General features: G+C 65.9%; 21 protein-coding genes. 14 read left to right on the top strand and 7 right to left on the bottom strand.

The genetic code is table 11. From position 1 onward, the window contains the following. Positions 1-130 precede the first annotated feature (130 nt). Positions 131-1,069, top strand: coding sequence for an acetamidase/formamidase family protein (locus CFB17_RS07135; RefSeq protein ID WP_207761967.1), 939 nt, complete (start codon positions 131-133; stop codon positions 1,067-1,069). 106 nt (positions 1,070-1,175) lie between these two features. Then, a complete protein-coding gene (locus tag CFB17_RS07130) occupies positions 1,176-2,783 on the top strand; it encodes an ABC transporter substrate-binding protein (RefSeq protein ID WP_407642390.1) in 1,608 nt (535 codons plus the stop codon). Between the two features lie 48 nt (positions 2,784-2,831). Here CFB17_RS07130 and CFB17_RS07125 read toward each other — a convergent pair whose 3' ends face one another. Both CFB17_RS07125 and CFB17_RS07120 read right to left on the bottom strand, forming a co-directional pair. Then, entirely contained in the window at positions 2,832-3,545 is a 714-nt protein-coding gene (locus CFB17_RS07125; RefSeq protein ID WP_088560938.1) for a pyridoxamine 5'-phosphate oxidase family protein, read from the bottom strand. A gap of 103 nt (positions 3,546-3,648) precedes the next feature. Continuing rightward, complete coding sequence (locus CFB17_RS07120) at positions 3,649-4,356, bottom strand: hypothetical protein (protein ID WP_088560718.1); 708 nt, start codon at positions 4,354-4,356, stop codon at positions 3,649-3,651. Between CFB17_RS07120 and CFB17_RS07115 the strand changes: the two genes are divergently transcribed. Genes CFB17_RS07115 through CFB17_RS07095 form a run of 5 tightly spaced genes read left to right on the top strand, consistent with a single transcriptional unit; the run spans position 4,355 to position 8,533 of the window. Next, complete coding sequence (locus tag CFB17_RS07115; protein ID WP_088560717.1) at positions 4,355-5,368, top strand: ABC transporter permease; 1,014 nt, start codon at positions 4,355-4,357, stop codon at positions 5,366-5,368. The genes CFB17_RS07120 and CFB17_RS07115 overlap by 2 nt on opposite strands. A 3-nt stretch (positions 5,369-5,371) precedes the next feature. Beyond that, positions 5,372-6,283, top strand: a complete 912-nt coding sequence (locus CFB17_RS07110; protein ID WP_088560716.1) for an ABC transporter permease subunit — start codon at positions 5,372-5,374, stop codon at positions 6,281-6,283. 1 nt (position 6,284) lies between these two features. After that, entirely contained in the window at positions 6,285-7,298 is a 1,014-nt protein-coding gene (locus CFB17_RS07105) for an ABC transporter ATP-binding protein (RefSeq protein WP_088560715.1), read from the top strand. Next, positions 7,295-8,284: a dipeptide ABC transporter ATP-binding protein gene (locus CFB17_RS07100; protein WP_088560714.1), complete on the top strand. Its 990-nt coding sequence runs from the start codon at positions 7,295-7,297 to the stop codon at positions 8,282-8,284. The genes CFB17_RS07105 and CFB17_RS07100 overlap by 4 nt, the downstream gene beginning before the upstream one ends. Positions 8,285-8,344: 60 nt before the next feature. Then, the gene (locus CFB17_RS07095) at positions 8,345-8,533 is read left to right on the top strand and encodes a hypothetical protein (protein ID WP_088560713.1); all 189 of its coding nucleotides are present in this window, start codon (positions 8,345-8,347) and stop codon (positions 8,531-8,533) included. Here the strand turns inward: CFB17_RS07095 and CFB17_RS07090 are convergent. Together CFB17_RS07090 and CFB17_RS07085 are read right to left on the bottom strand one after the other, a co-directional pair. Then, positions 8,530-9,699, bottom strand: a complete 1,170-nt coding sequence (locus tag CFB17_RS07090; RefSeq protein ID WP_088560712.1) for a phosphoserine transaminase — start codon at positions 9,697-9,699, stop codon at positions 8,530-8,532. The two genes, CFB17_RS07095 and CFB17_RS07090, sit on opposite strands and share 4 nt — an antisense overlap. 103 nt (positions 9,700-9,802) lie before the next feature. Further along, a complete protein-coding gene (locus tag CFB17_RS07085) occupies positions 9,803-10,717 on the bottom strand; it encodes a 1-acyl-sn-glycerol-3-phosphate acyltransferase (RefSeq protein WP_165769473.1) in 915 nt (304 codons plus the stop codon). A 232-nt stretch (positions 10,718-10,949) separates the two neighbouring features. On the opposite strand from CFB17_RS07085, the gene purB reads away from it, so the two are divergent. Further along, positions 10,950-12,263 (top strand): adenylosuccinate lyase, encoded by a 1,314-nt coding sequence (gene purB, locus CFB17_RS07075; protein WP_088560709.1) that lies wholly within the window; start codon positions 10,950-10,952, stop codon positions 12,261-12,263. 14 nt (positions 12,264-12,277) lie between these two features. On the opposite strand, the gene eutC is transcribed toward purB, so the two are convergent. After that, positions 12,278-13,051 carry an ethanolamine ammonia-lyase subunit EutC gene (gene eutC / locus CFB17_RS07070; protein WP_088560708.1) on the bottom strand — a complete coding sequence of 258 codons (774 nt, stop codon included), beginning with the start codon at positions 13,049-13,051 and terminating at the stop codon, positions 12,278-12,280. Continuing rightward, positions 13,048-14,442 (bottom strand): ethanolamine ammonia-lyase subunit EutB, encoded by a 1,395-nt coding sequence (locus tag CFB17_RS07065; RefSeq protein WP_088560707.1) that lies wholly within the window; start codon positions 14,440-14,442, stop codon positions 13,048-13,050. The genes eutC and CFB17_RS07065 overlap by 4 nt, the downstream gene beginning before the upstream one ends. A 154-nt stretch (positions 14,443-14,596) precedes the next feature. Here CFB17_RS07065 and xylB point away from each other — a divergent pair, with 154 nt between their 5' ends. The 3 genes from xylB (at position 14,597) to CFB17_RS20130 (ending at position 17,663) form a co-directional block, all read left to right on the top strand. Then, entirely contained in the window at positions 14,597-16,075 is a 1,479-nt protein-coding gene (xylB, locus tag CFB17_RS07060) for a xylulokinase (protein WP_088560706.1), read from the top strand. Between the two features lie 85 nt (positions 16,076-16,160). Then, complete coding sequence (locus CFB17_RS07055; RefSeq protein WP_088560705.1) at positions 16,161-17,567, top strand: L-lactate MFS transporter; 1,407 nt, start codon at positions 16,161-16,163, stop codon at positions 17,565-17,567. 3 nt (positions 17,568-17,570) lie between these two features. Next, on the top strand, positions 17,571-17,663 hold the full coding sequence (locus CFB17_RS20130; RefSeq protein ID WP_456061939.1) for an MFS transporter small subunit: 93 nt from the start codon (positions 17,571-17,573) through the stop codon (positions 17,661-17,663). A 370-nt stretch (positions 17,664-18,033) separates the two neighbouring features. Here the strand turns inward: CFB17_RS20130 and CFB17_RS07050 are convergent, their stop codons facing one another. Continuing rightward, complete coding sequence (locus CFB17_RS07050; protein WP_088560704.1) at positions 18,034-18,804, bottom strand: hypothetical protein; 771 nt, start codon at positions 18,802-18,804, stop codon at positions 18,034-18,036. A 215-nt stretch (positions 18,805-19,019) separates the two neighbouring features. On the opposite strand from CFB17_RS07050, the gene CFB17_RS07045 reads away from it, so the two are divergent. The 3 genes from CFB17_RS07045 to gpmI all read left to right on the top strand — a co-directional run bounded on the left by CFB17_RS07045 (position 19,020) and on the right by gpmI (position 22,358). Continuing rightward, a complete protein-coding gene (locus CFB17_RS07045) occupies positions 19,020-20,042 on the top strand; it encodes an LLM class flavin-dependent oxidoreductase (RefSeq protein WP_088560936.1) in 1,023 nt (340 codons plus the stop codon). Between the two features lie 151 nt (positions 20,043-20,193). Then, a complete protein-coding gene (locus CFB17_RS07040) occupies positions 20,194-20,757 on the top strand; it encodes a cytochrome b (RefSeq protein ID WP_088560703.1) in 564 nt (187 codons plus the stop codon). A 59-nt stretch (positions 20,758-20,816) separates the two neighbouring features. Then, positions 20,817-22,358: a 2,3-bisphosphoglycerate-independent phosphoglycerate mutase gene (gpmI, locus tag CFB17_RS07035; protein ID WP_088560702.1), complete on the top strand. Its 1,542-nt coding sequence runs from the start codon at positions 20,817-20,819 to the stop codon at positions 22,356-22,358. Positions 22,359-22,497: the final 139 nt, after the last annotated feature.

Below are 22,497 nucleotides of genomic sequence, written 5' to 3'. Positions count from 1 at the left end.
GACGCCAAGAGTGAGTGAATGCTCACTCACCACTGGCAGTCATGGCCGGCCGGCGTCAAGAGGCATGAAGCTTGCTCGCGAATTCCTGATATGGCCGCCTTCAGGCGGCCCCGTGTTTTTGGAGATTGCATTGAGTACGCATCACGTCGTTCCGCCCGAGCCCGAAATGATGGTGTGGGGCTATTTCGACGCCACCCTCGAGCCCGTCTTGAAGGTGAAGTCGGGCGACACGGTCACGGTGTCGAGCTGGCCGGCAGGCGGTGAGGAATGTCTCCCCTCTGATCCCGCGCTTATTCATCCTTTGCATCGCCGGGCGTTGGACGAGCTCAAGAACGAGCGGGGTGCCCATTTCGTGACCGGGCCGGTCGCGGTCGAGGGGGCCATGCCGGGCGATGTCCTGCAGGTCGACATCCTGGACCATCAATTCCTCATCGACTGGGGTTTTACCTCGATCATTCCGCTCCTGGGCACGCTGCCCGAGTTTGACACGCCCATGACGATTCGTCCTCACATCGACCGGCAGCGCGGCTTTTGCTCGCTGCCCTGGGGCAAGGAGCTGAAGCTCGATCCCTTCTTTGGCATCATTGCCACCTCGCCACCCAAGCACTGGGGCAGGGTGGCGACGACCCAGCCGCGCGCCTTTGGCGGCAACATGGACAACAAGGAGTTGAGGCCCGGCACGACCCTCTATCTGCCGGTTTTCGTCGAGGGCGCTAACTTCATGGCCGGCGACGGGCATGGCGTGCAGGGCGATGGCGAGGTCTGCATCACCGCTCTGGAGACGGCGCTCTCGGGCACCTTCAGGCTCACCGTGCGCAAGGATCTGAGCTTCGATGCACCCTTTGCTGAGAACGAGACGCATCTGATCAGCATCGGCCTGAACGAGGATCTGGACGATGCCGCCGCCGATGCCGTGCGCCGGATGGTCAAGGAGATCACAAAGCGATCGAAGCTCTCGCCCGAGGAGGCCTACATGCTCTGCTCGCTGGCGGGCGATCTGCGGGTGACGCAGACGGTCGACCAGGTCAAAGGTTGCCACATGATGATGGCGAAATCGCATCTGCCTTGAGGCGGCCCTTTGGCGGCAGGTTTTACTGGACGCAGGCTCTTGCTTGAGCCCCATGGTCAGGGAGGCGGCCCCGGGGGCCGGGAAGAAATCAAAAGGAGCGCGTGCGATGAGGCGATATCGACATCATCTGAACAGGGCGCTCATGGCGTCCTGCCTGATGCTGGGGGCCGGTCTGGTCACCCCAGCCATGGCGGCCAAGACGCTGGTCTATTGCTCCGAAGGCAGCCCCGAGGGCTTCAATCCGCAGATGTTCACAGCGGGCACGACCTTCGATGCCAGCTCGCAGCCGCTCTATGACCGACTCTTCAACGCGGTTCGCGGCACGACCGAGATCGAGCCCTCGCTGGCGACTGGCGTCGATGTGTCGGCGGATGGCAAGGTTTATACCTTCCATCTTCGCCCGGGCGTGAAGTTCCACACGACCAAGACCTTCAAGCCCACGCGCGGCTTCAACGCCGACGACGTCGTCTTCTCCGTCGAGCGGATGGCGGACAAGAACAGCCCCTATCACATGGTGGGCGGCGGCTCTTACGAATATTACGAGGGCAGCGGCCTTTCCTCGATCCTGGACAAGGTCGAGAAGGTCGACGACATGACCGTGCGCTTCACCCTTAAGAGTGCTGATGCGACCTTCCTGCCGATCACATCGATGGACTTCATGTCCATTCTCTCCAAGGAATATGCCGACCAGATGCAAAAGGCCGGCACGCCCGACAAGGTCGACCAGGACCCGGTCGGTACCGGGCCGTTCCAACTGGTCGCCTACCAGAAGGATGCGGTGATCCGCTATCGCGCCAATCCCGATTACTGGGGCGGCAAGGCGGCGCTCGACAATCTGATCTTCGCCATCACGCCCGATGCCTCGGTGCGCTGGCAAAAGCTCAAGGCCAATGAGTGCCAGGTCATGAGCTATCCCAATCCGGCCGATCTTGACGCCATCAAGGCGGACAAGTCGGTCACGCTCATGAGCCAGGCGGGCCTCAATATCGGCTATATCGGCTTTAATACCGAGAAGAAGCCGTTCGGCGATGTGCGGGTGCGCCAGGCACTCAGTCTCGCCATCAACAAGAAGGCCATCATCGATGCGGTCTACCAAGGTGCCGGCGCTGCCGCCAACGGGCCGCTGCCGCCGACGCTTTGGGGCTATGACGACAGCCTGCAGGGCTATCCCTACGATCCCGAGAAGGCCAAGGCCCTCCTCAAGGAGGCAGGGGTCACGAACCTGGAGACGGATCTCTGGGCCATGCCGGTCTCCAGGCCCTATAATCCCAACGCCAAGCGCATGGCCGAACTCGTTCAGGCCGACTGGAAGGCCGTTGGCGTCGATGCCAGGATCGTCTCCTATGAGTGGGGCGAATATCTCAAGCGCACGCAGGCGGGCGAGCCGCAGACCTTCATGATGGGCTGGACGGCCGACATCGCCGATCCGGACAATTTCCTGGGCGTGCTGCTTGGCTGCGACGCCGTCGGTTCCACCAATCGGTCGCGCTGGTGCGACCAGGATTTCGACGGTGACATCAAGAAGGCAAAGTCGATCACCGATCAGACGGAGCGCGTGAAGCTTTATAAGGCAGCCCAGCAAGTCTTCCAGAAGGAGGCCCCCTGGGTTCCGATCGCCAACGCCGTGACGAACGATCCGATCTCCAACCGGGTCAAGAACTACAAGGTCGATCCGTTCGGCAAGCACCTCTTCTACGGCGTCGACATCGAGTGAGGCGAAAGGTGGAGGGTTAAGCCCCCCACCGTCAGGCCGCCCGTCGGGCTAATGCGCGTCCTCGTAGGCGGCCTGCATCTCGATCAGCACCTCGTCCAGCCGACGTCCCGGCGCGTAGGCATCGAGATTGGTCGGACGCTCCAGCCCGGCCAGGAGGGCGGGGCTCGGCTGTTCGGCACCGACGATGGTCGAGACCGGCAGGACACCCGCCCACACCGGATGCTGGCCGTCGACCTCGTCGTCGCCGACATTCTTGGCGCGGACCTTGGCCGAGGCCTGCTCGATCGGCATGGCGATAACGCTGGTGGCCTTGATCTCCTGCGCCGTCATCGCGCGAAGGGCGGCCGAGCGGTTGGGATAGAAGCGGTCGACCACGGCCAGGAGGGCATGCTCTTTCAAAGCCATGTCCTCGACCAGCCGGGCGGTGCCAAAGCACATCGCCGAGCGGTAGTTCGCCGAATGGTTGAAGCCCGAGCGGGCCAGGACGAGGCCGTCCAATTGCGCCACGGTGAGGCAGGTGGGCGTGCCGACCCTTAGATGACGCAGCATGCGGCTGGCCGAGGAGCCATGCCAGTAGAGGGTCTGGCCCTCGCGCCAGAAAAGGGTGGGTGTGCAGTAGGGCTGGCCGTCGATCACGTAGGCGACGTGGCAGAGCATCTGTGAATCGAGGATCGCAAAGACGGTGGCGTGATCATAGCTGCCGCGCTCATGGGCTCGCTTCAGGCGATTGCGATCGCTGATCGGAAAGGCGGTCTCGCTCATGATATTCATCCAGGCAAAGAGGACAAAACCCATTCTGTTGCCGCCAACCGCTGCGCAGAAGAGCCAATCCGGCCCCCTTGCCTGGAGCCACTTCACATCCAGCTCAAAAACCCAGTCCGATGCCGACGCCGCTCCCGCTCCAGCCGCCACTGCCGGCACCGAAGCCGACGCCACCGAACATGCCGATGCCGGGAGGGCCGCGGCCATAATCGTCGCCCGGCACAAGCCGTCGCGTGACGGCAAGCACGACGCGATGCAGCGATTGCGCGTCGCTGCCGGCAGCGGTGCCGGTCGTGCTGGAAAGGGCTTGGTCCCCCTCGCAAAGATAGGCCCAAAGCCTGGGTGGCCGGCGCTCATGGCCGACAGATGCGCCGCCCGGCTCGCGGCACGCATCGTTCGGCGAGAAGGCTTCGAGCTCGGTGAAGCGCAGGACGAGACGCGTCCCGCCGCTGGCATTGCTCGACGGCTTGAAGGTGACGCGCGTCCAGTTCCGGACGCCGTCGGCTGCCCAGCCGGCCAGTTCGTCCTCGGTCAGGACGGCATCGTCGGTAGCTGGCATGCGGTCGACGAGCATCGGCACCGGGCCGTTGGCGGCGGCCGTCAGGAGGGCCCGTCCGCCGGCCTGCGCATCGGCCCCCGGTCCCAGCAAGACGTCCGGGCTGCCGGCGCAGGCTGCGAGCGTGAGTGCCGCCAGGCAGAGCGTGCCGATCTTTCGTCTTGCGGAACAGATCAAGTATGGAAAGAGTTTGATCTTGCCGATCGGCCGGCGCATGAGCGGATCGCCGGTCAGGGCTTCAAGTGGGTCTTTCATGCTAAGCTTCATCGTCCGGCGCCTTGCCATTCTTGTTCCGACGTTCCTTGGCGTCACCTTCGTGGCCTTCATCCTGATCCGCCTCGTGCCGGGCGATCCCATTGAAATGATGGCGGGCGAGCGCGGCGTCGACCCCGCGCGCCATGCGATGCTCATGACGCAATATGGGCTCGATCGCCCCCTCGTCGTGCAATATGGCATCTTTCTCGGTCATGTGCTGAGCGGCAATCTCGGCCAGTCGGTGGTAACGAAACAGCCGGTCCTGACCGAGTTCCTCTCGCTCTTTCCGGCCACCGTCGAATTGTCGCTCGCGGCCATGCTCCTGGCGATCCTGGTCGGTCTGCCAGCCGGCATCCTGGCGGCCGTCAAGCGGGGAACACCCCTCGACCATCTGGTCATGGGGGCCTCGCTCACGGGTTATTCGATGCCGATCTTCTGGTGGGCGCTGCTCCTGATCATCGTCTTTTCCGGCATGCTCGGCTGGACGCCCGTCTCCGGCCGGATCGACCTCCTTTATTATTTCGACCAGCCGACCGGCTTCATGCTGATCGACAGTCTGCTTTCTGACGAGCCGGTGGACGCCTTCCTCTCGGCCCTCTCACATCTGGCCCTGCCGGCCATCGCTCTCGCCACCATCCCCATGGCAATCATCGCCCGGCAGACGCGCTCGGCCATGCTCGAGGTGCTGAGCGAGGACTATGTCCGGACGGCGCGCGCCAAGGGCCTCTCGCCGCTGCGCGTCGTCGGCCTGCACGCGCTCCGCAACGCGCTCATTCCCGTCATCACGGTGATCGGGCTGCAACTGGGCACGCTCTTCTCGGGTGCCATCCTGACGGAGACTATCTTCGCCTGGCCCGGAATCGGCAAATGGCTGATCGAGGCCATCGGCCGGCGCGATTATCCGGCGGTGCAAGGCGGCCTCCTTTTGATCGCCGTCACCGTCATGCTCGTCAATCTCGCGATCGACCTCCTCTACGGCCTGGTCAATCCGCGCATCCGCCACGGAGGCTGACCCATGGCCGCAGCCGAGTTGCCCGACGATACCCTGGCCGGCAAGGGCCGCCCCCCCGGGCCGCTTGCCGAGTTCTGGCATTATTTCAGCGCCAATGGCGGTGCGGTGGCCGGCCTCGTCCTGATCGCCCTCCTTTTCCTGGGCTCGATTTTGGCGGGGTTCGTCGCGCCCCACGATCCGGCCGAGCAATTCCGCGACCATATCTTGAGCCCACCGGTCTGGCAGGCGGGCGGCTCGGGGAGCTTCTTGCTGGGCACCGACGCGGTCGGCCGCGATATTCTCTCGCGCCTCGTCTTCGGTGCCCGCTACTCGCTGCTGATCGGCTCGATCGTGGTTTCGCTCTCGCTTTGCCTGGGCGTGGTGCTCGGCCTGCTGGCCGGCTATGCGGGCGGTATCGTCGAGACGATCATCCTGCGTCTCATGGATATCCTCATGTCCATTCCAGCCCTGCTTTTGGCGATCGTCGTCGTGGCGATCCTGGGTCCGGGCCTCATCAACGCCATGATCGCCGTGGCTTTGGTCAGCCTGCCCGGCTACACGCGGCTGACCAGGGCAGCCGTCCTTGCCGAGATCCGGCGCGACTATGTGGTCGCCAGCCAGGTGGTCGGCGCCGGCCATCTCCGGCTGATGTTCATGGTCATCCTGCCCAATTGTGCCGCCCCCTTGATCGTCCAGGCGAGCCTCGGCTTCTCCGATGCCATCTTGAACACGGCAGCCCTCGGCTTCCTCGGCCTGGGCGCCCAGCCGCCCGCCTCGGAATGGGGGACAATGCTGGCCGATTCGCGCGAGTTCGTGCTGCGCGCCTGGTGGGTCGTGACCTTTCCCGGCCTTGCCATTCTCCTGACCGTCTTGGCCTTCAACCTTCTGGGGGATGGCCTGCGTGACGCGCTCGACCCCAAGCTGAAGCGGAGCTGAGATGACCGAGCCGCTTTTGGAGATCGTCAATCTTTCGGTGCAGTTCGCGACGGCAGCCGGCACCCTTCGCGCCGTCGACGGCTTCGATCTTGCCGTGCGGCCGGGCGAGATCGTCGGCATCGTCGGCGAATCGGGCTCGGGCAAGAGTGTGGCCATGCTGGCCCTCATGGGGCTTCTGCCGTGGCAGGCCAGGATCACCGCCGATCGGCTCTCCTTTATGGGCCAGGATCTGCGCCTTCTCTCCGGCCGGCGTCGCCGGAGGCTGATCGGCCGTGAGATGGCCATGATCTTCCAGGACCCCATGACCTCGCTCAATCCCTGCTTCAAGGTGGGCTGGCAGCTCATCGAGGGCATGAAGGTGCATGAGGGCGGCTCGCGCCGCGCTCTTCGCGCCCGTGCCATCGAGCTCTTGCGCGATGTCGGCATCCCGTCGCCCGAGGCGCGCCTTGACGCCTATCCGCATCAGCTCTCAGGCGGTATGAGCCAAAGGGTCATGATCGCCATGGCGATCGCCTGCCGGCCGAAGCTCCTCATCGCCGATGAGCCGACGACGGCACTGGATGTCACCATCCAGGCGCAGATCCTCGATCTCCTGGCGGCCTTGCAGGCCGAGCAGGGCATGAGCCTCGTGCTCATCACCCACGACATGGGAGTCGTGGCCGAGACCGCCTCGCGCGTCATCGTGCAATATGCCGGCCAGCAGATGGAGGGCCGCGAGGTCGAGGCTCTCTTCGCCGATCCGCGCCATCCTTATACCTCGGCTCTGCTGGAAGCCTTGCCGGAGCGGGCGCGGGGCGATCTCCTGCCGACCATACCGGGCCTGGTACCTGGCGTGGCCGATCGGCCGGATGGCTGCCTCTTCGCCCCGCGCTGCCGCTTTCGCCAGCCGGTCTGCGATAGGGTCGTGCCGGCTTTCGCGGCCGACCCGCACGACCCGACACCCCAGCGGGTCCGCTGCCATTTCCCGCTGCATGCGGGGCGGCCCGTGCCGCGTGCCGACGAGGTGGCGGCATGAGCGATGCCCCGATCCTCTCTGCCCGCGATCTTGCACAATCCTATCTCGTGGGCGGCGGCCTGATGCGCGCCGGGTTCGGCCTGCAGGCGTTGCGCGGCGTCAGCTTTGACCTGGCGCCCGGACGCACGCTGGCGGTCGTGGGCGAGTCCGGCTGCGGCAAGAGCACGCTCGCCCGCATCCTGACCATGATCGAGCGCCCGACCGGCGGCAGACTGCTCATCGAGGGCAGCGATCCCGTCGCTGCCGACCGGGCCGAGAAGCGGCAGCTGCGCCAGAAAGTGCAGATCGTCTTCCAAAATCCCTACGCATCGCTGAACCCGCGCGCCAAGATCCGCTCGATCCTGGAAGAACCGCTTGTCATCAATACCGCGATGACGGCTGCCGAGCGGCGGGCGGCGGCGCTCTCGATGATGGCGCGGGTCGGGCTGCGCCCCGAGCATGCCTTGCGCTATCCGCATATGTTCTCGGGCGGGCAGCGCCAGCGCATCGCCATCGCCCGCGCCTTGATGCTGCGGCCCCGCATCATCGTCCTGGACGAGCCGGTCTCGGCCCTCGATCTCTCGATTCAGGCGCAGGTTCTCAACCTCCTGGTCGAGCTGCAGCGCGAGTTCAACCTTGCTTATCTCTTCATCTCGCATAACCTCTCGGTCGTCCGGCATCTGGCGGAGGAGGTGCTGGTCATGTATCTCGGCCGCGCCGTCGAGCATGGACCGCGCGAGGCGATCTATCGCCAGCCTTTGCATCCTTATACCCGGGCCTTGCTGGCCAGTAGTCCCGTGGCCGATCCGGCGCATCGCCGGGCGCGCCTGCGCATTCCCGGCGAATTGCCATCGCCGCTCAATCCGCCCGCCGGCTGCGCCTTCCACCCGCGCTGCCCTCTGGCCAATGATCGCTGCCGCCAGGAGCGTCCCGAACTGATCCGGCAGGATGGGCGGCTGGTCGCCTGCCATGCGGTGGAGGAGGGCCGGATGGCGCTGGCGGCCTGAGCGCGGAACGGGATGCCAGGCGGGGCGTTTGATTCTTTCGAGAGTAAAGGAACAAGCGCGATGACAACCGAGCGTCCCATCCAGCCGACCGACCCGGAAAAAGAGCCGAAGACGCACGCGACCGGTCAAAAGGACCAGCAACAGCCGCGTGAGCAGCCCTACCAGGAGTCTTATGGCAAGACCGGCCGCGACCCGCGCGGCGAAGGCAGGCCCAGTGACACCGCCAAGGGCAGGGCCAAGCCCGCCTAGGGCTCCTCGGCCTCGCTCACCGTACGCATCGCCTCCGCGAACGCCCAGTCCAGCCAGGGCAGGAGGGCCACGATGTCGGCATGGTCGATGGTTGCCCCACACCAGAGACGCAGGCCCAAGGGTGCTCCACGATAGCTCTTGATATCGAAGGCCACCTCGGCTTCCGCTAGCAGGCGGACGAGGATGGCGATACAGGCTTCCTGTGTCGCCGGGGCGTGTTGCCTGAAGGCGGGATCGATAATCTCCAGGCAGACCGAGGTCGGCGAGCGGAAGGCGGGGTCGTGGGCGAGGAAATCGACCCAAGGAGTCCTTGCCACCCATTCCTCGACCGTGTCGAGATTGAGTTCCGCGCGGGCGGCAATGCCGCTAACACCACCCATGCCGGCCGCCCATTCGAGCCCGACCAGGGCGTCTTCCACCGCCAGCATGGAAGGCGTGTTGATCGTGTCGCCCTTGAAAATGGCTTCGTTCAGCTTGCCCTTGGCCGTCAGGCGGAAAATCTTGGGCAAGGGCCAGGGCGGCGTATAGCTCTCGAGGCGGGCGGCCGCACGGGGGCTGAGAGCCAGCATGCCATGCTGCGCCTCGCCGCCCAGCACTTTTTGCCAGGACCAAGTCACCACATCCAGCCTGTCCCAGGGGAGCGGCATGGCGAAGACCGCCGAGGTCGCGTCGCAGAATGTCAGCCCGGCGCGATCCGGCGCGATCCAATCGCCGTCGGGAATGCGCACGCCCGAGGTGGTGCCGTTCCAGCAAAAGACGATGTCGCGCTCGGGATCGACGGCGCCAAGATCGGGCAGGCGGCCCCAGGGTGCCTCGTGAGCCCGGACATCGGCCAGCTTCAGGTGATCGCGTATGTCGGCGAGCCAGCCCTGGCCGAAGGCATCGTGGACCAGGACATCGACGCCGCGGGGGCCGAGCAGCGACCACATCGCCGCCTCGAAAGCGCCGGTATCGGAGCCCGGCATGATGGCGATGCGATAATCCGCCGGGATCTGCAGGATCTCCCGGCTATGCTCGATCACCGCCTGCAGCTTTGCCCGGCCCTCGCTCGAGCGATGCGAGCGGCCGAGCAGGGCGTGCTTGAGCATGTCGAGCGACCAGCCGGGCAGCTTGGCGGTCGGGCCGGAACTGAAATGCGGCGTGCTGGGACGATTCGATGGTGGCACGTTGAGAGGTCCAGGGCTGCGAGGCGTAGGACGTCTTAGGCCCGCACGGCCTCCCGCCGCAATCTGCCTCCTTGCAGCGCAGCCTTGCCGGAGAATGGCATCGTCAGAAGGTCGGCAGGCTCCGCGCCGCGGCCATGCCCAGGCGCTCGCCCGGCGCGGGCCGCGCCTCTAGGATCGAGCGGTCGCGCATGCCGCTCTCCACGTAGCGCTGCAGGCGGCGAGCCGCCTGGAGGGGATCGCGCGGCAGCTCCTCCGGGCGGATCGCCGGGGCAAGCTCGATCTGGAACAGCCGGTCGCGCTTGTTGAGGAGCTCGTGGAAAAGGGTGATGTCGCGCAACTCGGTGCTGATCTGCGAGAAGAGATAGAAGATCGCGGAATTGCGGGCCAGCATGCGGACAGGGACGATCGGGACGCCGAACTTGCGGGCCAGGGCAATGACGGTGGGCTGCCAGGGTCGTTCTGTCAGGCCGCGCCAGGTCATGTAGCTGAGGCGGCCCGAGGGGAAGATGATGAGGGCCTGGTCGCGTCGGATGACCTGCGCCGTGGCCGCCAGCATGGCGCGCGTCTTGGCGTGGCTGCGCTTGTCACGCACCCATTCAACCGGGACTATGATCTCATCCAGCCGGGGATTTAGCCTGAGTGCGTCGGCATTGGCGAGAAACCAGAGATCCGGCCGTACATCGCCCAGGGCCTTGCGGAGCGCGATGCCGTCGGCCAGCCCGGTCGGGTGATTCGAGACGATGATGACGGGGCCGCTGGCCGGGAGATGCTCAAGGCCGCTGACCACGAGGCGCTGGCGCAGCATCTCCGCCGCATGGGCGAAGATGGCGTGCCCTCCTTTGTGTTGCACGGCGGCCAGAGCTTCCACGGCCTTGGGATAGTCGAGAAGAGGGTGCAGGAACCGGGTCAGGAGAAGGCGGCCCAGCCGCGTTTGTGACAGGCGTGGAGCGCGCTCGGCGATGAGATCGTCGACGACGGTCTTGGCCTTCAAGACGGCTTCCTCGGTCGTGGGCGTCATGTGCATGCGCTCTACCTCGTGCCGATGGCTGAGAGATGGTCGTCCTGCTTAGCATGGAAAGGTCGCGATTTGAGGATCACGACCGGGTCTCTGCTCATCAACTTGCAAGAGGCGCGGAAGTTCGCCTTTTGCCACTTTGCGCGATCGGGCTGGCCTGCGCGCATCTCCCGCGATAGGTAGGGCGCCGCCGGCGGCGAAGGCCGGCATGCCACGTCCTTGAGGAGTTCCACCGATGATCAGCCGCTATAGTCGCCCCGAAATGACGGCGATCTTCGATGGCAGGAGCAAGCTTGGCATCTTCCTCGATGTCGAGCTCGCGGTCGCCGAGGCGATGGCGGACCTTGGCCAGCTGCCGAAGGACGAGGTTGCGACGCTGCGCCGCCGTGCTGATGCCGAGCGCGAGAAACTCTTGAACCCGGCGCGCGTGGAGGAGATCGAGCTCGTTACCAAACACGACGTCATCGCCTTCCTTACCCATGTGGAGGAGATCTGCGGCATCGAGGCGCGCCATCTCCATGTGGGCATGACGTCCTCGGACCTTTTGGACACGACGCTGGCGATCCAGCTCGCGCGTGCGTCGGATCTCATGCTGGCGGACCTCGAGAAGCTGCTCACGGTCCTTGAGCGCCGTGCTCTCGAGCATAAGGAGACGCTGACGATCGGCCGCAGCCACGGCATCCATGCCGAGCCGGTCACGTTCGGGCTGAAGCTCGCGGGCTATCACGCCGAGTTCGCCCGCAACTTGCAAAGGCTGCGGCTTGCCCGGGCCGAGATCGCCACCTGCGCCGTCTCGGGCGCGGTCGGCACCTTCGCCAATATCGACCCGCGCGTCGAGGAGATGGTGGCGGCCCGATTCGGCCTGACACCCGAGCCGGTCTCGACCCAGGTCATCCCGCGCGACCGGCATGCGATGTTCACGAGCACGCTTGGCGTCATCGCCAGCTCGATCGAGCGGCTGGCGACCGAGATCCGGCATCTCCAGCGCACCGAGGTGCGCGAGGTCGAGGAATATTTCTCGCCGGGCCAGAAGGGCAGCTCGGCCATGCCGCATAAGCGCAACCCGGTCCTCTCGGAGAACCTGACAGGCCTGGCCCGCATCATCCGGGCGGCGGTCGTTCCTGCCCTGGAGAACGTGGCGCTCTGGCACGAGCGCGACATCTCGCACAGCTCGGTCGAGCGGGTGATGCTGCCCGATGCATGCATCCTCGTGGATTTCGCGCTCTTTCGACTGACCTCGATGATGGACAAGCTCGTCGTCTATCCCGAGCGCATGCGGCAAAATCTGGATGCGACTTTCGGGCTGGTCTTCTCGCAGCGCGTGCTCCTGGCCCTGATCGAGGCCGACATGCCGCGCCAGAAGGCCTATGAGCTCGTACAGAAGAACGCGATGCGCGCCTGGCACGAGGGTCAGCCGCTGCTCGAGCTCCTGAAGGCCGATCCGGACGTGACGGCGAAGCTGAATCAGGCGCGTCTCGAGGCCCTCTTCGACATGGGCGTCCATACCAAGCATGTGGGCACCATCTTCGATCGGGTCTTTCGCCGGTGACGCCGGTCTGCGCCTCATCCGCTCTTACCCTCGATAGCGCGCGTCGGGTCCGCCTTGAGCGACGTGCCGCTGACCTCCCGACGCAGGGCCTCGGCCGCCAGCCAGGCGATCTGGTCGGCGGCCAGGCGCGGCAGGAGGCCGCCTAGGCGGATGTTGGAGATGCAGTTGCGGCGCGAGTCCGGCGTGCCGGGCTTGGGCGCGAAGGTCATGTAGCAGCCCATTGAATCGGCTGAGGAGAGGCCGGGGCGCTCGCCGATCAGGAGGATGACCAGCCGCGCCTTGAGGGCCTGGCCGATCGGATCGCCGGCGGCGACGCGGCCCTGCTCGACGAAGACGGCCGTCTCGATCTCGATGCCGCGCGCGCGAAGCTGGGGCACCAGCACATCGGCCAGCGGCAGAAGATTGGCATCGACCGCCGCTGCCGAGAGCCCGTCGGCGACGACGAGGACCACGTCCGAGGGCGGCAGATTGGCCAGGCTTGCTTCCTCGTCGAGCCGCCGGCCGAGATCGGGGCGCCTTAGATATTCGTCGCGGTCGCGGGCGGCACTGCGTACGAACCCCACTTTGAGGCCCAGCCGTTTCAGGCCGCCGGCCAGGGGTTTCGTGTCGAGGCTTGAATAAACGGCATCCTTGGCACGCGCATGATCGGCGGCAAAGCGCAGATGGGCTGCTGTCGGCAACCCGATGCCCGCCCGGCCGAGACCGATGCGGGCAGCCGTGAACTGCCTCAGGCGGGCAAGACCCTCAAGCGGCGGAATCAGCGTGGGGACCTCGTTCTTCTCGCTCATGCGGCCTCGCCCAGATAGGCTAGGGCCGGCGCGAACAGGACGGGATCCGGCGCCGGGCGCAGGCGGCGCTGCTCGTCGGTGAGCCCCACGCGATCGAGCCAGGCCTCGAACTCGGGGGCCGCGCGCCTGCCGGTCACCTCGCGGATATAGAGCATGTCGTGATGGGCGAGGCTTTGATAGTTCAGCATGATGTCGTCGGCACCGGGCACGGCGATGACGAAGGTGACGCCCGCCGTGACCAGGAGGGTGAGGAGCGCGTCCATGTCGTCCTGGTCGGCATCGGCATGGTTCGTGTAGCAGACATCCACCCCCATGGGCACGCCCAGGAGCTTGCCGCAGAAATGATCCTCGAGGCCGGCCCGGATGATCTGCTTGCCGTTATAGAGATATTCCGGGCCGATGAAGCCCACGACAGTGTTGACGATAAGGGGTGAAAAGCGCCTGGCCACCGCGTGGGCCCTGGCCTCCATCGTCACCTGGTCGACGCCCCAATGCGCGTCGGCGGACAAGGCACTGCCCTGGCCGGTTTCGAAATACATGACGTTCTGGCCGACCGTACCGCGCTTGAGGGCCAGGGCCGCTGCCCGCGCCTCTTCCAGGAGCCCGAGCGTGATGCCAAAGCCTTCATTGGCCTTTTCCGATCCTGCGACCGACTGGAAGACGAGATCGACGGGCGCACCCCGCTCGATCGCCTGGATCGCCGTTGTCACATGGCCCAGCACGCAGGTCTGGGTGGGGATGTCCAGCCGCGTGCGGATATCGTCCAGGAGATGGCAAATCCGCACATAATCCTCGGTCGCGTCGGTCACCGGATTGACGCCGATCACGGCATCGCCGGTGCCCATGAGGAGTCCGTCGATCGTACTGGCGGCGATGCCGCGCGAATCGTCGGTCGGATGATTGGGCTGCAGCCGGCTGGCCAGCCGGCCCTCAAGGCCCAGCGTGTCGCGAAAGGCCGTAACCACCCTGGTCTTGGCACCGACGGCGATCAGGTCCTGCAACCGCATGATCTTCGAGGTGGCAGCCACCATCTCGGGCGTCAGGCCCGGCGCCAGGGCCGTGAGCGCTGCTGGCGTGGCCTTGGCCGAGAGCAGCCACTCGCGAAAGCCGCCCACCGTGAGGTGGCTGATGGGTGCAAACGCTGTCTTGTCGTGACTGTCCTGGATCAGACGCGTGACCTCGTCTTTCTCGTAGGGGATCAGGGCCTCCTCGAGGAAGCGGGCGAGCGGGAGGTCAGCCAGGGCACATTGCGCCGCCACGCGTTCCATTGCCGAGTTGGCGGCAATGCCGGCAAGCTCGTCGCCCGAGCGCTGGGGCGATGCTTTGGCCATGAGCTCCTTGAGGTCGGCGAAGCTCCAGCTCGTCCCGTCGATGCTGGCACGATAGACCATGCGATGGATCTCCCGAAAAACCCGTCCGCCTCATGGTCGGCGGGAGTGCCGCACCATGCAAGATCTTCTCCAAATACGGCCGCCAAATCCGGTGGGGGCCTTGCGTCCGGCCTTTCCTTGGCCAAAACCATGCAGCGGCTTGGAGGCAATACGCATGAGTTATATCGGCATCGACATCGGAACCTCCTCGATCAAGGCGGTTCTTTTGGGCGAACGTCAGGACGAGCTGGCGGAAGCCACGGTGCCCTTGACCCTGCAGCGGCCGCAGCCGGGCTGGTCCGAGCAGGACCCCGAGGCCTGGTGGCAGGCGACCCTTCAGGTCCTTCAGGTGATCCGTCGCCAGGCGCCCGAGGCTTTCGCAAAGCTCAGCGGCATCGGCCTCTCGGGCCAGATGCACGGTGCCGTGCTCCTCGACGCGTCCGGCCGTGTGCTGCGTCCGGCCATTCTCTGGAACGATGGCCGCTCGGCTGCTGAGTGCCAGGAACTCATGGCGACAGTGCCGGACCTCACGCGCCGCGCCGCTAACATTGCCATGCCGGGCTTCACGGCCCCCAAGCTCCTCTGGGTGCGCCATCACGAGCCCGAGATCTTCCGCTCCATTGCCAAGGTGCTCCTGCCCAAGGATTATGTCCGCTGGCGCCTGACCGGCCATTTCGTCAGCGACATGTCGGATGCCGCCGGTACGCTCTGGCTGGATGTGGCCAGGCGCGCCTGGGATCCCGTCCTGATCGAAGCCTGCGGCCTCGGGCTCGAGCATATGCCGGATCTGGTCGAGGGGAGTGCCGATTCGGCGCCGCTCAAGGCCGATCTGGCAGCCGAGTTCGGCCTTGCCGGCCGACGCGTGGCCGTGGCCGGCGGGGGCGGCGACAATGCGGCCTCGGCCGTCGGCATCGGCGCTGTCGACGCCGGGGAGGGCTTTCTTTCGCTGGGTACCTCCGGCGTGCTGTTTGCCGTCACCGACCGGCTGGCGGCAGCGCCCGAGCGCACCCTCCATGCCTTTTGCCATGCCGTGCCCGAGCGCTGGCACGCCATGGCCGTCATGCTCTCGGCCGCCTCCTCGCTCTCCTGGGCAGCCGATCTCGTCGGTCGCGGGGAGGACGTGGGCGGCTATCTGGCCGATATCGAGGCCTTCGCTGCCGACCCGGCGGCCAGGGCAACGGCCCCGATATTCCTGCCCTACCTCTCGGGCGAGCGCACGCCGCACAACGACGCGCTGGCCACCGGCATGCTGGCCGGTCTCAGGGCCGGGCAGGGCGCCCCGGCCATCGGTTATGCCGTGCTCGAGGGCGTGGCCTTCGGCTTCGCCGACGGGCTTTCCGTCTTGAACGATGCCGGGGCCGGCCTTTCCAGCTGTATGCTGGTGGGCGGGGGCGCCAGAAGCGCTTTTTGGGCGCAGATGCTGGCCGACATTCTCGCCTTGCCACTCGATCTGGCGGAAGGGGCGGAAAAGGGTGCTGCCTTCGGTGCCGCCCGCCTCGCCATGCTGGCGGCCGGCGCGGGGACCGTCGAGACCGTCTGCAAGCGGCCGGCCGTCGGCCGGCGCTTCGAGCCCGACCCTGCGGCCGGCGAGCGCTACCAGCCGCGCCTCGCGCGCTTTCGCGCCCTCTATCCGGCGGAACGCGCCGCTCGCTAGGCCAAGGCCGCCATCGCGCGTTGCCTTTTCCTTCCCCACCACAATAAAAGAGGGGAGAATAAGGACACCGGAGGCTACGCGATCCATGGCAGGACTCCTCTCGCGCGAGCGCATCGTGGCACCGCCCGGCTACAATCGCTGGCTCGTGCCGCCGGCGGCGTTGGCAATTCACCTCTGCATCGGTCAGGTCTACGCGTTCAGCGTCTTCAACCTGCCGATGACCAGGCTCCTGGGTATCACCCAGTCGACACCCGACGACTGGAAGCTTACCGACATTGGCTGGATTTTTTCCATCGCCATCGCCTTTCTCGGCCTCTCGGCCGCCATTTTCGGCCGGTGGGTCGAGGAGGGCGGTCCACGCCGCTCCATGCTGGCGGCCGCCTGCTGCTTTGCCGGCGGCTTCTTCGTCGGCGCCTACGGCATCTCCATTCATTCCCTCTGGCTCGTCTATCTGGGCTATGGCGCCCTGGGCGGCATCGGCCTGGGCCTTGGCTATATCTCGCCCGTCTCCACGCTCATGAAATGGTTCCCGGACCGCCCGGGCATGGCGACAGGCCTGGCCATCATGGGCTTTGGCGGCGGTGCCATGATCGGCTCGCCGCTCGCCGTCTGGCTGATGCGCTACTTCGCCAGCCCGACCGACGTCGGCGTCGCACAGACTTTCGTCGTCATGGGCATCCTCTATTTCGCCCTCATGCTCTTTGGCGTCGTCACCATCCGCGTGCCCGCCACTGACTGGAAGCCCGAAGGCTGGACCCCACCGGTCAAGGCCACGGCCATGATCACCAAGGCCCATGTCCACGCCGACACGGCCATTCGCACCCCGCAATTCTGGCTGCTCTGGGGTGTCCTTTGCCTGAATGTCACAGCCGGCATCGGCGTCCTTGGCCAAGCCTCGGCCATGAGCCAGGAAATGTTCCCGGGCGTCATCACCGCATCCGCGGCCGCCGGCTTCGTCGGCCTCCTCAGCCTCTTCAACATGGCGGGCCGATTCTTCTGGTCCTCGGCCTCGGACTATCTCGGTCGCAAGACCACCTACGCCATCTATTTCCTCCTGGGCATCGTCCTCTACGCCCTGGTGCCCTGGACCGGACATACCGGCAACATCGTCCTCTTCGTCTGCTGCTACGCCGTCATCCTTTCAATGTATGGCGGCGGCTTCTCCACCATCCCGGCCTATCTGAAAGACATGTTCGGCACCATGCACGTGGGTGCCATCCATGGCCGCCTTTTGACCGCCTGGTCGGTCGCGGGCATCCTCGGACCCGTCCTCGTCAACTATATCCGCGACTACCAGCTGGCCTCGGGCGTGGCCAAGGCCGATGCCTACACCTTCACCATGTATATCATGGCGGGCCTGCTCGCCGTCGGCTTCGTCTGCAACCTGCTCGTCCGGCCAGTGGCGTCGCACCACCATCACGACGATCAGGCCCCCCTGGACGACGAGGGCCGCCCCCTCAACCCGAGCAATGTCGCCTTTGGCCGGAGCTGACCCATGAACCTCGCCCTTCGCTGGCTCGTCGTCGGCATCCCCCTTGCCTTCGGCGTCATCATGACCGTCATCAACGCCTCGGCTTTGTTCGGCTAGCCATGCGCTCGGGGCGGGGCGGCGCCCCCGTCAGAGCAGCAGACGTGCGATGTCGTTGAAATAGCGGCCCTAGTCGGACGTGAGGTGGACGTAGAGCCCGTTCCAGGCGATGTCTCGGCGCACCTTCGGCTCCATTTGGCAACGCCGATCCATGCCGGCCAATGCGCGACCGACATGACCACAGTGCCAGTCGATGGACCGTCTCGCCCGAGGAGATGCAAAGCCTCCGGCTGCCCCCGGCGATCTGATGATCGCCGTCTCGCTGCGAGACAGCAGGGATGCCTCCGGCGGCCAGGGGGCACCGCCCCCTGGACCCGGGGTGGGGCGGGGTTGCCAGTGCGGGTGAGGTCCGGGTTTCAGGCGGCCACCATCACGAGGGCGGGCCGGTCCCGTAGCGGCCGATCTTCCTCGCACCCTGCAAGCGTATCGCCGCCTGCATGCTCTCCGCCGGCCGCTCGTGCCAGTACCGCGCCACACCTCGTGCCACCGCCTCAAGGCGAAGCGAGGGCAAGGCGTTCGGCCCGAGACCTGTACCCATCCGCTCGGCCTCGGACGCCAGCTTGTCCGCCAGCCGGTTCAGCTCAGCCCGGTTGTCCCGCGCCACCCGGCGCAGATCGGCCAGGGCCAGCGCTTCCGCCTCCTCCTGGTGCTCGGGTATCGCCGCGCAATGGCTCCAGTCGCCCGGCGGCTGGCGCGGCTCGGCCGGCGGTACGGGTAGGCGACGCTCGGGCCTGGGCTGCGTCTCCCGCGCGGCGGCCTCGGCCCGGGCGACGAAGCGCTCGGCCATGCTCCGGGCCGGATCGCGGCCCCGGTGCTGCTCATGGAGGACGAACATGGCGACCCGCATGTCGCCCGTCTCCAGCCCCATCTCCAGGATGGAGAGCGCCAGGGGCGCCAGCCGGGCGATGCGCTCCTCATAAGGGAGCGATGCCACCGCGCTGTAATGCCGAAGCAGCTCCTGGAATTCCTCATCCCGGAGCAGCTTCTCGACTTCCATGACGGGCACGCGATTGACGAGCGCCATCTCCTCGGCACTGCGTCCGGCCGCCATGGCCTGGGCCGTGCGCCTGCGGTCGCGCCTGGCCCAGAAGGGGTAGCGGCGCCGTGGCGGCTTGGGGGCGAGGCGATCGGTCCAGTCCATGGGGCCCACTGTACAGGGAATATAGTCCTTATACAATAGCTCTCATGCGCCGCCCGCTGTCCGACCCACCCATCGCCCCCAGGTCCAGGAGGCGGTGCCTCCTGGTCGCCGAAGGCTTCCTCCTCACGCCCTTGCCTTTGTGCCATTCCCATCGGGCGCGTAGTGTCTCTTGTCGCCATGGGCGGTCGGTTGGTTTTGGGACGGGCAGGATGGGCGTGAAAAAGATCGGGTTTTTGTCATTTGGCCATTGGACGCCGTCGCCGCAGTCGCGGACGCGTTCGGCTGGCGATGCGCTTATGCAGTCGATCGAGCTCGCCGTGGCGGCCGAAGCGCTGGGGGCGGACGGGGCTTATTTTCGCGTGCATCATTTCGCCCGGCAGCTGGCCGCGCCGTTTCCGCTGCTGGCGGCGGTGGGGGCGCGAACCAAGCGGATCGAGATCGGCACCGCCGTGATCGACATGCGCTATGAGAATCCGCTCTACATGGCTGAGGATGCAGGGGCGGCGGATCTGATTTCGGGCGGTCGCTTGCAACTGGGCATCAGCCGAGGCTCGCCCGAGCAGGTGATCGATGGATGGAGTTATTTCGGCTATCGGCCGGCGGAGGGGCAAAGCGACGCCGAGATGGGTCGGCGGCATGCGGAAGCGTTTCTCGAGGTCTTGCGCGGAGAGGGGTTTGCCCGGCCGAATCCGCGACCGATGTTCCCCAACCCACCGGGTCTCTTGCGGGTCGAGCCTCATTCAGAAGGGTTGCGCGAGCGGATCTGGTGGGGTGCCGGCTCGAACGCGACGGCGGTATGGGCGGCCAAGGCCGGCATGAACCTGCAGAGTTCAACCTTGAAGGACGACGAGACCGGCGAGCCCTTTCATGTTCAGCAGGCAGCCCAGATCCGAGCCTATCGCCTGGCCTGGAAGGAGGCCGGGCATGCGCGCGTGCCGCGTGTCTCGGTGAGCCGGAGCATCTTCGCCCTGATGGATGATCGAGACCGCGCTTATTTCGGCCAAAGCGGGTCGGATGACGACCATGTGGGCTTCATCGACGAGAAGACGCGGGCGATCTTCGGCCGGAGCTATGCCGCCGAGCCTGAGCGCCTGGTCGAGCAGCTGCGGCAGGATGAGGCGATCGCCGAGGCGGACACCTTGCTGCTGACGGTGCCGAACCAATTGGGCGTCGACTACAATATTCACGTCATCGAGGCGATCTTGACCCATGTGGCCCCGGCCATGGGGTGGCGGTGACCCTGGCGCGAGGAGTGATGATCCTGGCGCATGGAGCGATGATCCTCGCGCATGGAAGGCAGGGCGGCATAGCGCTTGACGCCAGGGCGGCCTTGTCCCTTTCACCTTGTCCAGCGGCTTTGCCGCGTGAGCCGCTGGAGGAATACTGAGCATGGCAGAGCGGGTTGGAGCTGGCGAGACACGGCTGGTAGAACGGTACGATGGCGTGACGATCGGCCTGCATTGGCTGACAGCGCTGCTCGTCGTCCTACTTTTCGTGATGGCGGAGGTCTGGGGTTTCCTGCCGCGCGGGACGTGGCTGCGCCATCAGCTCCAGGTATTTCACGTTTCCTTCGGCATCCTGCTGACGGCCGTCCTCGTCTTCAGGTTGTTGTGGAAGGCCACGGCCGGCCGCCGGCTGCCGCTGACCGGCAGGGGGGTGATCGACCGGGCAGCACGCGGGCTGCATCATCTTTTCTACGTGCTCCTTGTCTTGCAGTTGGTCCTGGGCTGGGCTTTCCGTTGGGCGCAGGTGGAGGAGTTCACCTTTTTCAAGATTTTCGACGTGCCGCAGATCCTGACGGATCCATCCGCCTATCGCAGCACGTTCGGCATGCTGCACAATTATGTGGCCTGGACGATCATCGTGCTGGCGGGCGTGCACGCGCTGGCGGCGCTGGTGCATCATTATCTGCTGAGGGACGGCGTGCTGCGTCGCATGCTGCCCGGAGTCTAGGCAGCCTTAATTTCGCCGGGAGGCAATCCCGGCTGCGATCGCATCGAAGAGGATAGGCGATGAGTGAGGGTTTGAGTGGCAGGCCTGTGGTCCTGTGCGTCCTGGATGGCTGGGGCTGGCGCGAGGAAGAGGCGAACAATGCCGTTCGTCAGGCGCGCACGCCGAATTTCGATCGCCTCTGGGCCAGCCTGCCGCACAGCTTTCTGCGCACCGACGGTCCGAATGTCGGTCTGCCCGAGGAACAGTTCGGCAATTCCGAGGTCGGTCATATGAATCTTGGCGCCGGCCGGGTCGTGATGCAGGACCTGCCCCGCATCGGCGCTGCCTTGAAAGATGGCTCCTTGGCCGCGAGCCAGCCTTTCCGTGAGTTCGTCGGCAAGGCACAAAGCGGCAGCGGGCGGGTGCATCTTGTCGGACTGGCATCCCCGGGTGGCGTGCATGGGCATCAAGATCACCTGGTCAGCGTGGCGCATTTGCTGCGTAAGGCCGGACTCGAGGTGGCCCTCCATATTTTCACTGACGGGCGCGACACGGCCCCCCGTTCGGGCCAAGCCCATGTGGCGGCGATCATGGCGGGCCTGAAGGGCGATCCCGGTATCGTGCCAGCCACCATTTCAGGGCGCTATTATGCCATGGACCGCGATCATCGCTGGGAGCGCGTCGCCCTGGCCTACGAGGCGATCGCGCATGCTGCGGGGCCGCGTGTGGCCTCCTTCGAGGCGGCGCTCTCGGCCGCCTATGCGAACGACAAGGGCGACGAGTTCGTGCTGCCGCAGGTGATCGAGGGTTATGGCGGCATGGCGCCGGGGGATGCGCTGCTCTCCCTCAATTTCCGCGCCGACCGCATCCGGGAAATCCTGGATGCCCTGGTCGATCCGGCGTTCGACGGCTTTGATCGCGGCCGCGCCCCCAAGCTCGCCGTGGCGGCCGGCATGACCAGCTATTCGGCGGGTCTCGACAGGTTGCTGATCACCCTCTTTCCGCCGCAATCCATGGACGACCTCATGGGCGAGGTGATCGCCAAAGCGGGTCTGGCGCAGCTTCGCATGGCGGAGACGGAGAAATATCCCCACGTCACCTTCTTCTTCAATGGCGGTCGCGAGGAGCCCTATGCGCGCGAGGAGCGGATCATGGTGCCGTCACCCAAGGTGGCGACCTACGACCTGCAGCCCTCCATGTCGGCAACGACGCTCTGCGACAAATTCGTCGAGGCGGTTCGAAGTGGCCGGTTTGATTTCATCCTGATCAATTTCGCCAATCCCGACATGGTGGGTCACACGGGCAGCCTCCCGGCCGCGATCGAGGCGGTCGAGACGGTCGATGGCTGTCTCGGGCGGGTGGCGGAGGCCGTGGCCAGCATGGGCGGGGCGGCGATCATCACGGCCGATCATGGCAATTGCGAGATGATGGTCGATCCAGAGACGGGTGAGCCGCATACGGCGCATACCCTGAATCCGGTGCCCTGCATGCTTCTTGGCGGGCCGAAAGGGAGCAGCCTTGGCGATGGCAGGCTGGCCGACGTGGCGCCGACGCTCCTGGCACTTTTGGGTCAGCCGCAGCCCGCCGCCATGGGTGGCCAATCGCTGCTGCGCCATGCATGATCTGACTTGATCGACCGGCCCCGGGCGCCCTATCGTCTAGGTTGGCGAGGAATTCGATGGTCAATCCGGCCGATACGGCCAGCGTTTGTCGAAAAACGGGGCTGGTGGCTAGGCGCGGCGCCTGTTGGCAGATAGCGTC

Source organism: Arboricoccus pini, from assembly GCF_900187945.1.
In the GTDB taxonomy this organism is placed as follows: Bacteria; Pseudomonadota; Alphaproteobacteria; order Geminicoccales; family Geminicoccaceae; genus Arboricoccus; species Arboricoccus pini.
This window is presented reverse-complemented; position numbering and strand designations above follow the sequence as displayed.

What these genes read in the sequence shown, in the direction of transcription:
- CFB17_RS07130 (WP_407642390.1), top strand. Translation starts at nt 1,176, where the DNA reads ATGAGGCGATATCGACATCATCTGAACAGGGCGCTCATGGCGTCCTGC.
- CFB17_RS07125 (WP_088560938.1), bottom strand. Translation starts at nt 3,545, where the DNA reads ATGAGCGAGACCGCCTTTCCGATCAGCGATCGCAATCGCCTGAAGCGA.
- CFB17_RS07115 (WP_088560717.1), top strand. Translation starts at nt 4,355, where the DNA reads ATGCTAAGCTTCATCGTCCGGCGCCTTGCCATTCTTGTTCCGACGTTC.
- CFB17_RS07120 (WP_088560718.1), bottom strand. Translation starts at nt 4,356, where the DNA reads ATGAAAGACCCACTTGAAGCCCTGACCGGCGATCCGCTCATGCGCCGG.
- CFB17_RS07110 (WP_088560716.1), top strand. Translation starts at nt 5,372, where the DNA reads ATGGCCGCAGCCGAGTTGCCCGACGATACCCTGGCCGGCAAGGGCCGC.
- CFB17_RS07105 (WP_088560715.1), top strand. Translation starts at nt 6,285, where the DNA reads ATGACCGAGCCGCTTTTGGAGATCGTCAATCTTTCGGTGCAGTTCGCG.
- CFB17_RS07100 (WP_088560714.1), top strand. Translation starts at nt 7,295, where the DNA reads ATGAGCGATGCCCCGATCCTCTCTGCCCGCGATCTTGCACAATCCTAT.
- CFB17_RS07095 (WP_088560713.1), top strand. Translation starts at nt 8,345, where the DNA reads ATGACAACCGAGCGTCCCATCCAGCCGACCGACCCGGAAAAAGAGCCG.
- CFB17_RS07085 (WP_165769473.1), bottom strand. Translation starts at nt 10,717, where the DNA reads ATGACGCCCACGACCGAGGAAGCCGTCTTGAAGGCCAAGACCGTCGTC.
- purB (WP_088560709.1), top strand. Translation starts at nt 10,950, where the DNA reads ATGATCAGCCGCTATAGTCGCCCCGAAATGACGGCGATCTTCGATGGC.
- eutC (WP_088560708.1), bottom strand. Translation starts at nt 13,051, where the DNA reads ATGAGCGAGAAGAACGAGGTCCCCACGCTGATTCCGCCGCTTGAGGGT.
- CFB17_RS07065 (WP_088560707.1), bottom strand. Translation starts at nt 14,442, where the DNA reads ATGGTCTATCGTGCCAGCATCGACGGGACGAGCTGGAGCTTCGCCGAC.
- xylB (WP_088560706.1), top strand. Translation starts at nt 14,597, where the DNA reads ATGAGTTATATCGGCATCGACATCGGAACCTCCTCGATCAAGGCGGTT.
- CFB17_RS07055 (WP_088560705.1), top strand. Translation starts at nt 16,161, where the DNA reads ATGGCAGGACTCCTCTCGCGCGAGCGCATCGTGGCACCGCCCGGCTAC.
- CFB17_RS20130 (WP_456061939.1), top strand. Translation starts at nt 17,571, where the DNA reads ATGAACCTCGCCCTTCGCTGGCTCGTCGTCGGCATCCCCCTTGCCTTC.
- CFB17_RS07050 (WP_088560704.1), bottom strand. Translation starts at nt 18,804, where the DNA reads ATGGACTGGACCGATCGCCTCGCCCCCAAGCCGCCACGGCGCCGCTAC.
- CFB17_RS07040 (WP_088560703.1), top strand. Translation starts at nt 20,194, where the DNA reads ATGGCAGAGCGGGTTGGAGCTGGCGAGACACGGCTGGTAGAACGGTAC.
- gpmI (WP_088560702.1), top strand. Translation starts at nt 20,817, where the DNA reads ATGAGTGAGGGTTTGAGTGGCAGGCCTGTGGTCCTGTGCGTCCTGGAT.